At 71.2% G+C, this 13,228-nt stretch carries 14 protein-coding genes; 3 read left to right on the forward strand and 11 right to left on the reverse strand.

Annotated elements, in window-relative coordinates; genetic code table 11:
• Positions 1 to 46 precede the first annotated feature (46 nt).
• Positions 47 to 814: a DUF5753 domain-containing protein gene (locus HNR22_RS09585; RefSeq protein ID WP_179780066.1), complete on the forward strand. Its 768-nt coding sequence runs from the start codon at positions 47 to 49 to the stop codon at positions 812 to 814.
• Entirely contained in the window at positions 805 to 993 is a 189-nt protein-coding gene (locus HNR22_RS09590; protein WP_179780067.1) for a DUF397 domain-containing protein, read from the forward strand. Before HNR22_RS09585 ends, HNR22_RS09590 begins: the two co-directional genes overlap by 10 nt.
• A 10-nt stretch (positions 994 to 1,003) precedes the next feature.
• On the opposite strand, the gene HNR22_RS09595 is transcribed toward HNR22_RS09590, so the two are convergent.
• From HNR22_RS09595 to HNR22_RS09630, 9 genes are all read right to left on the reverse strand, one after another.
• The gene (locus HNR22_RS09595; protein WP_218906268.1) at positions 1,004 to 2,272 is read right to left on the reverse strand and encodes an RNA polymerase sigma factor; all 1,269 of its coding nucleotides are present in this window, start codon (positions 2,270 to 2,272) and stop codon (positions 1,004 to 1,006) included.
• 4 nt (positions 2,273 to 2,276) lie between these two features.
• Positions 2,277 to 2,612, reverse strand: coding sequence for a YciI family protein (locus HNR22_RS09600; RefSeq protein ID WP_179780068.1), 336 nt, complete (start codon positions 2,610 to 2,612; stop codon positions 2,277 to 2,279).
• An 85-nt stretch (positions 2,613 to 2,697) separates the two neighbouring features.
• Entirely contained in the window at positions 2,698 to 3,309 is a 612-nt protein-coding gene (locus HNR22_RS09605; RefSeq protein WP_088949211.1) for a GTP-binding protein, read from the reverse strand.
• Positions 3,290 to 3,676, reverse strand: a complete 387-nt coding sequence (locus HNR22_RS09610; RefSeq protein WP_179780069.1) for a DUF742 domain-containing protein — start codon at positions 3,674 to 3,676, stop codon at positions 3,290 to 3,292. Before HNR22_RS09610 ends, HNR22_RS09605 begins: the two co-directional genes overlap by 20 nt.
• Positions 3,677 to 3,680: 4 nt before the next feature.
• The gene (locus HNR22_RS09615) at positions 3,681 to 4,103 is read right to left on the reverse strand and encodes a roadblock/LC7 domain-containing protein (protein ID WP_179780070.1); all 423 of its coding nucleotides are present in this window, start codon (positions 4,101 to 4,103) and stop codon (positions 3,681 to 3,683) included.
• A gap of 89 nt (positions 4,104 to 4,192) precedes the next feature.
• A complete protein-coding gene (locus HNR22_RS09620; RefSeq protein ID WP_179780071.1) occupies positions 4,193 to 6,751 on the reverse strand; it encodes a nitrate- and nitrite sensing domain-containing protein in 2,559 nt (852 codons plus the stop codon).
• 79 nt (positions 6,752 to 6,830) lie between these two features.
• Positions 6,831 to 8,444 (reverse strand): prenyltransferase/squalene oxidase repeat-containing protein, encoded by a 1,614-nt coding sequence (locus HNR22_RS31300; RefSeq protein WP_343059760.1) that lies wholly within the window; start codon positions 8,442 to 8,444, stop codon positions 6,831 to 6,833.
• Positions 8,441 to 9,343, reverse strand: a complete 903-nt coding sequence (locus tag HNR22_RS31305; RefSeq protein ID WP_343059761.1) for a terpene synthase family protein — start codon at positions 9,341 to 9,343, stop codon at positions 8,441 to 8,443. The genes HNR22_RS31300 and HNR22_RS31305 overlap by 4 nt, the downstream gene beginning before the upstream one ends.
• A 3-nt stretch (positions 9,344 to 9,346) precedes the next feature.
• Positions 9,347 to 10,729, reverse strand: a complete 1,383-nt coding sequence (locus HNR22_RS09630; RefSeq protein ID WP_179780072.1) for a cytochrome P450 — start codon at positions 10,727 to 10,729, stop codon at positions 9,347 to 9,349.
• A 371-nt stretch (positions 10,730 to 11,100) separates the two neighbouring features.
• Between HNR22_RS09630 and HNR22_RS09635 the strand changes: the two genes are divergently transcribed.
• Complete coding sequence (locus tag HNR22_RS09635) at positions 11,101 to 11,349, forward strand: DUF2630 family protein (RefSeq protein ID WP_179780073.1); 249 nt, start codon at positions 11,101 to 11,103, stop codon at positions 11,347 to 11,349.
• Positions 11,350 to 11,393: 44 nt separating this feature from the next.
• Here the strand turns inward: HNR22_RS09635 and HNR22_RS09640 are convergent, their stop codons facing one another.
• Both HNR22_RS09640 and HNR22_RS09645 read right to left on the reverse strand, forming a co-directional pair.
• On the reverse strand, positions 11,394 to 12,326 hold the full coding sequence (locus tag HNR22_RS09640) for an RIO1 family regulatory kinase/ATPase domain-containing protein (protein WP_179780074.1): 933 nt from the start codon (positions 12,324 to 12,326) through the stop codon (positions 11,394 to 11,396).
• Positions 12,327 to 12,524: 198 nt separating this feature from the next.
• Positions 12,525 to 13,169: an HAD family hydrolase gene (locus HNR22_RS09645; RefSeq protein ID WP_179780075.1), complete on the reverse strand. Its 645-nt coding sequence runs from the start codon at positions 13,167 to 13,169 to the stop codon at positions 12,525 to 12,527.
• Between the last annotated feature and the right edge of the window lie 59 nt (positions 13,170 to 13,228).

Raw genomic sequence — 13,228 nt, forward strand, 5'->3', positions numbered from 1 at the left:
AGAAGTATTTCCTTCCGACGTCTGGAACGTTCCGAAGGGTCTGGAGATGAATCGAGCCGTACAGGCGGCGATGACCGAAAGGGGCCACACGGCTGACAGTCTCGCTGCTCAGATCGGTGTCGACCCCAAGACGGCCGCGAAGTGGGCAAGCACGGGACGAATTCCACAGACGCGTCATCGCGCCCGGGTCGCCGAGGTGCTCGGTCGAAACGTCGAAGAGCTGTGGCCGGACGTGCTGAAGCGCCGGACGCCGGCCTGGTTCCGGCCTTGGGCCGAGATCGAGCGTGAAGCGGTGTCGCTACGGTCGTTTCAGCTCGCGTGGATACCTGGCCTTCTTCAGACGAAGGCGTACGCGCTGGCAACGTTGGTCGGCGAGGCGCTGACACCGGCCGAGGCCGACAATCTCGCCGAGGCTCGGCTGAGTCGGCAAGCCATCCTGCGACGGGAGCGCCCGCCCCTGCTCGTCGCGGTCCTCGACGAGGGAGTCCTTCGGCGCACCCTCAATGGCGACCGAGCCATGATGCGGGAGCAGTGCGAGCGGCTGGCCGAGCAGGCCGCCCTGCCGAACGTGTCGCTGTTCGTCGTGCCCGCCGACGTCGGCATGTACCCGGGCCTCGGTGGGCCGTTCACCGTCGCGGAAATGCCGGACGGGGCGCGGGTCGCGCACGTTGACAGCCAGGCGCAGGCGCAACTCATCGACCGAGCGGCCGACGTTGCTACGCTGGATCGACGGTGGGAGCGCATTCGCGATGGCGCCCTGTCGGGTGCCCAGTCCCTCAATTTCATCAGAGAAGCGGCAGCATCATGGACCTGACCGGCGCTCGCTGGCGCAAGAGCACCAAGAGTGGAAACAATGGCGGCGACTGTGTCGAGGTGGCCGACAACCTCGCGGGCGTCATTGGCGTACGCGACTCCAAGGACCCGGCCGGTCCGGCGCTCGCCTTCGGCCCGACGGCCTGGGCCCGATTCCTGGCGATGGCCAAGCGCGGCTGACCCCGCTGTCCTACCCGGCGAGTTCGTGGGCCCGGTCGAGCAGCGCACGGCGTTCGGCGTCCGAGCCGACCATCGCCGCGGCCTCCTTGAACAGCGCGGCGGCCCGCAGCCGGTCACCCTGCCGGGCGACCAGATCGGCCCGCACCGCCACGGCGAGCGGGTTGCCGTTCAACCCTCCCCCGGCCTGCGCCGCGTCGAGCAGGCTCAACCCGGCGTACGGCCCGTACGCGTAGCCGTGCGCGACGGCGCGGTTGAGCGCGATCACCGGTGAGGGCCGGATGCCGATCAGCGCGTCGTAGGCCCGTGCGATCGCCAGCCAGTCGGTGGCGTCGGCGGACGGTGCGGTGGCGTGGCAGGCGGCGATCCGGGCCTGCCAGGCGTACGGCCCGTCGTGGCGTACCCGATCGAGGGCGGCCAGGCCCTCGGCGATGGCCGCACGGTCCCACCGCGCGCGATCCTGCCGTTCCAGGGTGAGCAGGTTGCCTGCGGTGTCCCGACGGGCATCGCGGCGGGAGTGCTGGAGCAGGAACAGCGCCAGCAGCGCGGCCACCTCGGACTGCTTCGGCATCAACCGGTCGAGCAGCCGAGCGAGCCGGACCGCCTCGTCGGCGAAGGCCGGCTCGCCGTCGACGACGTAGCCCCGGGTGAACAGCAGGTACAACACGGCGAGGACGCCGGGCAGCCGCTCGGTCAGCGCCGGCCCGCTGGGCACCCGGTACGGGATGCCGGCCTGCGCGATGCGGGTCCTGGCCCGGGTCAGCCGTCGGGTCATTGTCGACTCGTTGACCAGCAGGAGTCGGGCGATGTCGCTGGTCGGCACACCGCAGACGGTTCGCAGCGTGAGCGCAACCCGGGCGTCGATCGCCAGCGCCGGGTGGCAGCAGGTGAAGATCAGGCGCAGTCGGTCGTCCACCACGTCCTCCGGGACCGCCGGGCCGGGCTGCCCCTCGGGCGGCGTGAGCAGCGCGAGGTCGTGCAGCTTGCGGCGTTCCACAGTGGCCCGTCGCAGCACGTCGAGCGCCCGGTTGCGAGCCACCGTCATGAGCCAGCCGCCCGGGTTGGCCGGCACACCGTCGGTGGGCCAGCGCTCCAGGGCGACCGCCAGCGCCTCCTGGGCGCAGTCCTCGGCCAGCGCCCAGTCTCCGGTCACCCGGATCAGGGTCGCGACGATCCGGGGGTACGCCTCGACGCTGGCGTCGCCGACGGCCTGCGCCGCCGCAGCCGCCACCGCGCCGGCCGGTGCGGGCGGGCGTACCGGCCGGCGCTGCGGTGTGGACAACTCGTCAGGCGGACAGGTCCGCGAACGGGCGCAGTTCCAGGCGCCCTTCCCGAGCCATCGGGTGCGTCCGTGCCACCTCGATCGCCTCGTCCAGGTCCGCGCAGTCGAGCAGGTCGAAGCCCACGATCACCTCCATGGTCTCCGCGAACGGCCCCTCGGAGACGAGCAGTTCACCGCCGCGTACCCGGACCGTGGTGGCCGCCGTGGTCGGTGCCAGCACGTTGCCGGCGAGGCGGCGACCACGGGTGTCGTTCTCCGCCACCCACTTGTGGATGTCGGGGAGTGCCGTCGGGTCGTTGTCCGGCTCGGTGTCGCTGCAAACGAACATCATGTACTTCATCTGGTCGCTCCCTGGTTTCTCGGGGTGTCGCCAGCATGACGATCGGGCGGGAGTGTTCCGGACACCCCTTCCGCAAGAATCTCGGTCAGTTTCCTCCGGCGGCGCGGCGGCGGGCCTCGCGGGTCTTCATGGCGTGCTCCATCAGCGTGACGAGCACCTCCTTGCTGGACTCCCGCTGCCGGGCGTCGCAGAGCAGCACCGGCACACCCGGGTCCAGGTTCAGCGCGGTCTGCACCTCGTCGAGCCGGTACGACCGGGCGCCCTCGAAGCAGTTCACCGCGACCACGAACGGCGTGCCCCGACCCTCGAAGTAGTCGATCGACGGGAAGCAGTCGGCGAGCCTACGGGTGTCGGCCAGCACCACCGCGCCGATCGCCCCCAGTGCCAACTCGTCCCAGACGAACCAGAACCGGTCCTGGCCGGGCGTGCCGAACAGGTACAGCACCAGGTCGTCGCTGATGGTGATGCGGCCGAAGTCCATCGCCACCGTGGTGGTGGTCTTGCCTTCCACCCCGGACAGGTCGTCGATGCCGACCCCCGACTCCGTCAGCACCTCCTCGGTGCGCAACGGCCGGGTCTCGCTCACCGCGCCGACCATGGTGGTCTTACCCACGCCGAACCCACCTGCCACCAGAATCTTGATCGCGGTGGGCAGTGGGGGGGCTCCCGCCGGCCGGTCAGAGTGCCCGTAGTCCATTGATTACCGCCTCGAAGATGCTGTTGTCGGGAAGACCGGCCGTGGTCTGCGGCTCGCGAACCTGGACCAGGCTGCGGGCCGCCAGATCACCGAGGAGCACCCGAATGGTGCCCACCGGCAGGTCGAGATGGGCGGCGATCTCGGCGACGGACTGTATGCGCTGGCACAGCCCGACGATCGCCAGATGTTCCGGACCGATACCGACCTCCGGCGTGACCTCGGCTCGGGTCGCGGTAACCAGGGAGATCAGGTCGAACGTGCCGGTGACGGGGCGGGCCCGACCGCGCGTCATGGCGTACGGGCGCACGACCGGACCCGCATGGTCGTCCACCCACTGATGGTCCGCTGCCTCACCCTGCACCGTCATGCCGCTACCTCTCGCTGGCCGGCTGCTCAGCTCCCCGGGACGGGGATGCGACGTACTTTCCGACGCGGGTGACGAGCATCGCCATCTCGTAGGCGATCAGGCCGACGTCGGCGTCCTCGCTGGCCAGCACCGCCAGACAGGCGTTGCGGCCGGCCGCGGTGACGAACAGGAACGACGACTGCATCTCGATGATGGTCTGCTGCACCTGCCCGCCACCGAAGCGCTTACCAGCACCCCGGGCCAGGCTCTGGATCCCCGCCGCCATCGCTGCAAGGTGCTCGCCGTCGTCCCGGCTCAGCCCTCCAGAGGCGGCCATCAGCAGACCGTCGCTGGAGAGGGCGACCGCGTGCTCCGCCTGCTTCACCCGGCCCACCAGGTCATCCAGCAACCACGTCAGGTCGGCACTCGAAGCCGTCTTCTGGGCCACTTCGTCGTCCTCTTCTCGCCCGGCGTTGTCGCCGTACTCGTCTGGGGTTGACCGTCACGCTGCGCGGAGACCGCCTCACCGGCACGCGGTCAGGTCACGTCCGGGTCCTCGGCCGGCTCCGGCGTCGCTGCCGGTTGGGCGTCGGAGGCGCCTCCCAGCAGCCGCGCCGCGTCGGTCCGACCGCGCCGCGTGCCGGTCTGGTAGGAACTCATCATCTTGCGCACCTGCTCCGGCTGGCGTACCACGTCGTCGTGGTCGCTGTCCGTCGCGGGCTCGTCGCGCAACTCCGGCACGATGCTCGCCTGCCGGACCCGGACCGGCAGGCCCGTGTTCGTCCGGTCCGCCTCGGCACGCTCCGGTCCGGGCCTGTCGTCACCGTTCACGTCCGACTCCGTGGGGTCCGTGCCGGCCGTCGGCCGGGCGCCGTTGACCGCGGGCAGGCCGGTGGGCAACGTCGGGCCCTCCAGGGCCGGCTGCCCCTGGGTGCGACGGACCCGCGTGGGCAGATCCGGCGTCCCGGTGGCCGGCGTCGTTCGCCGCCGGGTGGGCAACGCGTCCGCCTCGGTGCCGTCGGCCTGATCCGTCCCGGTGGCGATCTGCGCCTCGGTCGTGACCTGCGGTGTGTCGGAGTCGGGCGTTCCCGGTGCCGTCGGCCGCGCGGCCAGCGCCAGGGTGGCCGGGCGGACACTGTCGGAGGGGGCGGTCGGCCCCGCGGGCAGCGGGATCGCCGGCGAACCCGTCCGGATCCCGCCGGAGGTCTCCGCGTCCGCGGCCTGCGGGATCAGCTCCGCCGGGATCAGCACGACGGCCGTGGTGCCGCCGTACGCCGACTCCTTGAGCCGGACCCGCACGCCGTGCCGCTCGGTCAGCCGGCTCACCACGTAGAGCCCGAGCCGCGCGGCGTTGGCGAGGTTCAGCTCCGACTGGTCGACGATGCGGTCGTTCGCGGCGGCCAGGTCGTCCTCGCTCATGCCGAGGCCCCGGTCCTCGATCTCGATGGCGAAACCGTTGGCCACCAGCTGACCGCGGACCTCCACAGTGGTGTGCGGCGGGGAGAACGACAGACCGTTCTCGATCAACTCGGCGAGCAGGTGGATGACGTCGCCGACCGCACGGCCGGCCAGCGAGACCGGGCCGAGCGGCAGCACGTTGACCCGGGTGTAGTCCTCGACCTCGGCCACCGCTCCGCGCACCACGTCCACCATCGGCACGTTGCGCCGCCAGGCCCGGCCCGGGGTCGAGCCGGAGAGGACGATCAGGTTCTCCGCGTTACGCCGCATCCGGGTGGCCAGGTGGTCGACCCGGAACAGGTCCTCCAGCTCCTCCGCGTCGTGCTCGCGCCGCTCCATCGCGTCCAGCAGGGTGAGCTGGCGGTGCACCAGCGCCTGGGTACGTCGGGCCAGGCTGAGGAAGACCTCGCGGACGTTGCGCCGCAGCTCGGCCTGCTCGACGGCGGTACGCAGGGCGGTCTCCTGCACCGCGTTGAACGCCTTGCTCACCTGGCCGACCTCGTCGTTGCCGAAATCGAGGGGAGGCGCCTCGGTGGCCACGTCGACCTCCTCGCCGCGGCCGAGGCGCTCCACCACCCGGGGCAGCCGCTCGTCGGCGAGCTGCCAGGCGGCCTGGCGCAACCGCTCCAGCTGGCGCAGCAGGGCCCGGGCCGTGGTGATGGAGACGACGATGGAGGCGATGACGGCGAGCAGACCGAGGCCGGCGGCGAGCACCAGCCGGATGACAACCCAGATCGCGACCGGGGTGGCCCGCTCGACCAGCGCGTCCCCACCGGCCAGCACGACGGCCTCCTGCTCCTCCAGAGCGGGAGCGAGGGCCGCCTGCCAGTCGTCGGCGCTGACCGGCAGAGGAGCGTTCGGTCGAGCGCTGGAGACCAGTCGGTCCTCAAGCGCTCGGAGCTTGGTGAAGGCTGGCCCCTCGGTCATCTGGACGTAGCGCTGGCGGTCGGCGTCGGGCAGCTCGGCCAGTGCCTCGGAGACGAGGAACCGCTGCGCGCCCACCAGGTGCGCGAACTGGGCTGCCTCCTTGTCGCTGATTCGACCCGCCGCCGCGACGCCAGCGAAGAGGGCGTCCTCCTGCGACATCAGCTCACGCACGCGGAACAGCTGAGTGAGGGTGACGGTGTCCTTGGCGATCTGCTCGTCGTCGAGCTGACCCATGGCCCCGTAGACCCGGAAGAGCCCATCGAGGACACCGGTGTACGCCGCCGCCGCGCCGGCCCGGTCCACCGTGCCGGCGACAACGGCCTCCCGCATCTGGCCGAGCCCATCCAGCCGGGTGATCACCTCGTCGATCCGCGTGATCAGTTCGTCGCTCGACGCGAATCGGGCGCGCCAGTTGCGGGACGCCTCGGCGAAGGCGGCGGACTCCTTCTCGCTGCGCTCGTGTTGGGCCTGCAGTTGCTGCACCATGCCCGGGTCGCGACGTCCAAGGTAGGCCATCGACAACCGGCGCTCCTGCTGGAGCTCGCTGAGCAGCGATTCACTGGGTTGGGCGACCTGCGCGTCAAGCGTCTGCACACCGAGCACGTTGAACCCGTCGCGCAGGGTCACCCACGCCGCGAACGCCCAGAGCGCGGCGAGTGAGACCAGCAGGGCCACAATCTTGGTGCGCAAACTTGCACTGCGGGAAGCCATCCCACCCGTCCCTCGACCGTTTCGATTGGCTGAATGAGCCCAGCCCCCGGCCCGGCGCACGCTAGCAGTGTCCGGAATTTCACTCAAGCGATGCAGTCCAGCGGCTTGCTGGGATATGGGCGGAACCGTTCACCCGTACCGCAGCCGCCGCCCGGGCAGCCACCACCGCCGCTCGTACGATCAGTACCGGATGGTAGAGGTCCTTGTCATGCCACAGTGGACTCTCAGTGGCCCCATCTTGCATTGTGGACAGACGGTGAGCAGCGGCGACCGTTGCGTCACGAGTCGTGGATGACGGCGGCACTGCCAGCAACACCAGCAGGCCGTAGGCGGTCTCCTCCGCCGTGCCCTGCCATCGTCCCCACGAACCGTCGGCCCGCTGATTCTCGAGCACCCACGAGACGGCCCGCCGCAGTGCCGCGTCGGCCGACGGACCGCCGTACCCCCGCAGTGCGAGCACCGCGCAGTAGGTGGCGTAGTAGGGCGAGGCGTGCCAACGGTCCGTCCATCGACCGTCGGCGTGTTGGTGGTCGATCAGCCAGCCGGTGAGCCGGCGCAGCACCGGTGCCGTGGCCGGGTCGTCGCCGCCGAGGCATCGCCCGAACGCCTCCAACACGTGCGCGTTCGTGGTCACCGACGCGCCGTCCTCGCCCTGCCAGGTGCCGAAGTGCTCCCCGGTGTCGAACCGCCACAGGCACGTCGGATCGGTCGGGTGACCCAGGAGGGCCAGCGTGTAGAGCGTCACCGCCGTCGTGTCGGCGTCGGTGGGCAGCCCCGGCCCGGTGGCCGCACCGTCCGGCCCAAGGGCGTCGCGCAGCCCGGCAACCAGTTTCGCCGGCACCGTCGGGAGCACACCCGCCCGTGCCAGGGTGCTCAGCACCCACGACCGTTCGAACACGGCGATCGGTGTGGCACACGGAACCGCTCCGCCGTGCTCGCCGAGCGCCCGGGTCAGGTAGTCCAGCGGGGCGGATTGAGTGCCGTCGGGGTCACCGAGCCACGCGGCGGTGGCGGCCGGCGAGGCTCCGACCGGGCCGGCGGCGGTGGCGGTGACACCTGCCGCTCGCCGGGCGGCCGGCCCGAGGATCTCCAGCGCGTGCAGCAGCTTGGGCGGAATCGGCCGACCGGATCCGACCAGCAGGCGCACCCGGTCGAGCCGCTGCCGATCCATGCCCGCGGGCATCGGCGGCGGGCCGAAGCCTCGCCAGTGGACCAACCACGCCGGCGGATCGGCGAGGTGGTCGGCGATCCGGTCGACCAGTGCCGGGACGATCAGGTCCGCGGCCGGCAGGTCCGGCACGGGACAGGTCGAGGGGCCGGCCAGCCGGTCGAACAGCAGGCGTAGCGCCCTGTCGATCGCGTCGTGCACCGCCGCCGGGGACCAGCCCACCGGCTCGTCGTGCAGCGAGGCCGCGAGCAGCCCCTCCACGGCGCTCAGGGTGGGTACCAGGGCGTACCCGTCCGGCCCGCCCCAACCTCCGTCCGGGCGCTGCCCGGCGAGCAGGTACTGGATCCGGTCGGCGTGTCGGGGCAGCCAGGGTGCCAGGGAGACCAGACGGGCAGTCTCGTACGGCGACGCGGATGTGCGACCGGACGGGTGCCGGCTCAGCTCGGCAATCAGCTCGTCGACGGCGCGCGTCGACCCGGAATCCTTCGCCGCGCCGGCGTCCCGGGGCAGTGCCTCGGTGCTCACGACACACCCCAGAAGTCGGTGCTCCGGTAGAAGCCTGTGGTGTAGCCGAGCTGTCGGGTCAGGTATGCCGCCTCCCTCGGGCAGTCGGCCCGCAACTCGCCGAGCAGGTCGGTCGCCTCGGTGACCAGGCGCGCCAACTCCTGCTCCACCACTGCCCGGTCCTCCACCAGCATGATCGCGTTCAGGTCGCCCCAGCGGAGGTCCCGCTCGTAGGTGCTCAGGTCGTTGACCAGTCGAAGAGCGCGTTGCACCGCGTCACTGGCGAGGACCAGCCGGTCGAGCCCCGCCTCCGTGTCGGCCCCGCCGGTGCGAATCCAGTGCACGACGTTCACGACGGTGCAGGCCAGGTTGTCCGCGTTGTTCAGGTAATCGGTGAGGGTGGGCCGCGGCTGGAGGTCGTCCCGCATCGCCGTCTTCCACTGCCACTCCTGCCGCATCGCGTGCAGGGTCCGCCGGGCCGCCGCCCGCCACGCCCCGCCCAGTTCGGCGAAGGCCGGCTCGGCGGCCAGGTCGGCGAGAAGATCGGCGAGGAGGTGACCCAGCGGGTCGTCCGTCGTCGCGGCCGCGCCGTCCGCGACGAGAAGCTGCTGGCGCACCAGCCCGTCGAGCTCGACGGCGGAGGTGGCCAGTCGGTCCACCTGCCAGTCCAGCGCGAACCCCCAGAGCACCGCCCGGTTGGTCAGACGCAGCTCGGCTGCCTCGCACCAGGGCGCGCTGAACGCGATGGCCAACGCGATGCTGCTGGTCAGAGCGCCATCGAAGGGCCCTTCGGCGAAGAGGTCCGGATGGGCGGCCAGGCACCGTTGCAGGTCACGTTGGCCCTGAGCGGCCAGGGCACAGACGCGCCCGTGCTCGGCGGCCTGCTGAAGTGCGTCCTCGACCACTTGTCGTTGTGCCACCCGCTAGGCCAGGGCCGGTTGCCGATGGGGGGTGAGCAGCAGCGGCAACCGTTCCCCTGGTCGGAGCGTCGCGGCGAGCCGCGGCGATGGCATCCCGGGCGTGCAGAGCCGGTACCGGAAGCGGCTGAGCAGCGTCGCCACGATCAGTGGCGCCTCGACCTGGAAGAAGTACTGGCCGATGCACTGGTGGGCGCCGCCCCCGAACGGATAGTAGGCGTACCGGTGGGCGCGCCGGGGGGTGTCGGGGGCGAAGCGCTCCGGGTCGAAGACCGTCGGCCGATCCCAGAAGCGGGCCAGCCGCTGGGTCACGTACGGACTCAGGATGATCGTGTCACCGGCCCTGACGCGGGTGCCGCCGATGAGGTCGTCGGCGATCGCGGTCCGCGGCACCAGCCAGCCGGATGGGTAGGCGCGGACGAGTTCGTCCAGCACCATCCGGGTGTAGCGCAGCTCGCCAAGCTGTTGGTGGCTGATCACGTCGCCGGGGCCGACCACACGATCAATCTCCGCGTAGAGCCGCGCGGCGACCTCGGGCCGTTGCTCCAGCAGCGGGAAGATCCAGGTGAGCGCAGTGTAGGTGGTCTCGGTGGCGGTCACGAAGATCGACACCAGGTCGTCGCGTACCCGCTGCTCGTCGAGCTTGTGGCCGTGCGCGTCACGGCCCCGGGCCAGCGACGCGACGAAGTCGTCGCTTCCGTCGTCGTGGGCTTGCTCGGCGCGGACCAGCGGCAGGACAATGGTGTCGATGTTCCGGACCGCCCGCCGCAGTGCGCGGTCGCCGGGCATCGGCACGGCGTCCGGCAGGAACGGGATGAGCAGCCGGAAGCGCAGTGCGGTCGCCACGGTGTTCTGTTCCGCGACGATCCGCACACCGTCGGCGACGGAGATCTTGTCGCCGAAGAAGACCCGGATGACGGCCTGGCAGATGATCCTTGAGATCTCGCTGGCCGCGTCGACCGGTTCGCCGTTTCGCGCCGGGGCGTTCAGCTCGTCGACCGCATCGCTGATCGCCCGGCTCAGACCGTCCACCACCGCGTCGATCCGCTTCGCGGTGAAGTGCGGCTGGAGCCGTCGGCGACTCGCCTCCCAGTCCGGGCCTTCGGCGAGGATGCCGTCACCGGCGATCTTCTTGACCGACTTCCACAACATGCTGTCGCCGGCCCGCGTGTAGTTGGCGGCGTTGTCGCGCAGGACGTGCTGGACGTGCGCGGGCTCGACGACCAGGTACGGCCGGATGGTGCCCAGGTTCAGCTGGACGACCTGCCCGGGTGCGGCGTCCGCGAGCCCGACCAGGGTGCCCAGTGGGTTCTTGAGCAGCTTGGGCAACGTGTGGCGCAGGGTGGCGACGGACGGCTCGCGGTAGGCAGGGGTGCTCGACTCAGCCATTTTTCACCTGCACGGATCCGTCCTCTCCGGTGGCACAGCGGGTTGCGCTCCGTGCCGCCCTGTTGATGGCGCGTAACCATCCGGCCGAGCATGTCATCCATGGGACTTCTTTTCCATGGGACGGATCCGGAGTATTTCTCGCGTTGTGCGAACGCGTCCGTGCCGGACCCGGGCCCGGATGGCTGGCTCAAAAAGATCGCGCAGGTGACGCCCAGCCTGGGACGGCGTGCCGACCGGCCCAGGGTGAGGCGTGAAAAACGCCACATTGACATGTTGCTGTCAGTGTGGGTGGACTCACCGATCGTGGTGTGACCCCACTATCGGCGCACGAAGCCAGGCGCGTCGTGGGGCGCTGTGCCAGGCTCAGGAGCATGGACGACAAGACCATCCTGAACCGGATCTCCGAACTGGTCGACGAGGAACACAAGCTGCGCTCGGACGCCCAGGCCCACGAGTCGGGCACCGAGGGCGAGGCCAGCGAGCGACTGCGCGCCCTGGAGGAATCCCTCGACCAGTGCTGGGACCTGCTGCGCCGTCGGCGGGCCGCCCGGGAGACCCACGGCGACCCCGACGCACAGGGCGAACGCCCCAAGCCCGAGGTGGAGCGCTACCTGCAATGACCGACGCGGCGGGTCGGGCGGTCTGACCGCCCGACCCGCTCTGATCAGCGAATGCCCGCCTCGCGTAGCAGTTCCCCGGTCAACGTGCCCGGGTCGAGCTGCTCGGCAGGCAGACCCCGCGCCGCGAACCAGGCGCCGACCACCCGCACATCGCGGGCCAGGAACTCCGGCCCCTGCGGGTTCGCCACCACGTCGACCACCTGCGGCAGGTCGATCACGACCAGCCGCCCCTGGTGCACGAGCAGGTTGTACGGCGACAGGTCGCCGTGCGCGTAACCGGCCCGGGCCAGCACCCGCAGCGCCTCCACCAGCTGGGCCCACAGGTCCCGCAGCTCGGTCGGGCCGGGTCGCAGCTGGGCCAGCCGGGGCGCCGCCTGCCCCGACTCGGCGTCGCCGACGAACTCCAACATCAGCTCGGTGCCCCGCAGCTGCACCGGGTACGGCACGGCGATCCGGTCGTGCCCGGCACCGATTTCCCAGAGCCGGGCCAGGGCGTCGAACTCGGCCGCGGCCCACTGCCCCGCGATCATCTGTCGGCCGAACGCCGTCCGGCCGGCCATCGCCCGGTTCTCCCGGGACCGGCGCACGCGGCGGCCCTCCAGGTAGCCGGCGTCCCGGTGGAACAGCCGGTGCTCGGGGTCGCGGTAGCGTTTGACCGCCAGCAGGCAGGACCGGTCGGTGTCGGGCACCGCCCGGCGCACCAGGTGGACGTCCGCCTCCTTGCCGGTCTTCAGCACACCCAGCTCGGTGTCCCGGGCCGCCAGCTCGGTGACCAGCCATTCCGGGTGCGGCTCGGGCCCGTGCACGGCGTCGTCCCAGGACGACCAGCGGTCGCCGGTGTCCGAGTCAGGCTCGGTGTCCGGGTCGGCGGGCGGCTCGGTGGGCCGCCCGCGCTTCAGAAACTGTGATTCGTCGTCGTCAAAGCGGCTCTTGCCGCGGCTCCGGCGCTCAAGCGCCGGGAGGTCGTAATCGCGCACTGTGGTGAGGTTCCCTTGGTCGAGGCTGAGATAGGCAGCTGGAAGCGACCTGCGAAGACGGCCATGACCGACCTCCTCTCCACGACCGGGCCCACGCCCGGGTGCACGATGCGCTGACAATGCTCGCGGCCCCACGGCAGCCGGTCAACCGAATTACCGAGCCGCCGGTGTGCGCTGTCGGGCCAGGATCCGCGGTCGTCAGCGGGCCAGGACTGTGGCGACCGCGGCGATCAACCCGTCCACGGTGTGGCTCGGCGCGAACCGGACGTCCGTCCAGGTGCGCCCCCGGTGCAGCCAGACGCTGGGCAGCCCGACGGCGGCGGCACCGCCGATGTCCGCCTCCGGGCTGTCGCCGACCACCCAGGCGCCCCGCAGCGGCATCCGGACCCGCTGGGCGGCGAGCGCGAAGATCCGCGGGTTGGGCTTGCTGACGCCGGCTTCCTCGGAGATCACCCAGTCCGCGACGTACTGGTCCAGGCCGGTACGGCGGATCTTGGCGTCCTCGACGCGTACCGTGCCGTTGCAGACCACCACCGGCACCCAGCCGGCGTCGTCGGCGATCCGCAGCGCGCAGGCGGTCAGCGGGTCGAGCCGGGTCTGCGCCACCACCCCGTCGTGCAGCTCCTCCACCAGGTCGATCGAGGGGATGCGCAGCTCGTAGCGGTCCCGGATGGCGTCGGCGAGATCCCAGCGGTCGGTCAGACCGTCGGCGTCGATCGAGAGCAGCCAGTCGATGTCGGTGTGGGGCGCGCCGATGCCGTCCAGGAAGCGCTCACCCCAGCGGCGGAACGGCCCGGCCCGATCCAGCAGGGTGTTGTCCAGGTCCAGCAGGAGCAGTGGCACTCGGGCACCCTACGGGACCGATGTGTTCACCAACAGATCCGGCGGGTATCCACCTGACG

It is taken from the genome of Micromonospora jinlongensis (assembly GCF_013410645.1).
GTDB classification, from domain to species: domain Bacteria; phylum Actinomycetota; class Actinomycetes; order Mycobacteriales; family Micromonosporaceae; genus Micromonospora; species Micromonospora zamorensis.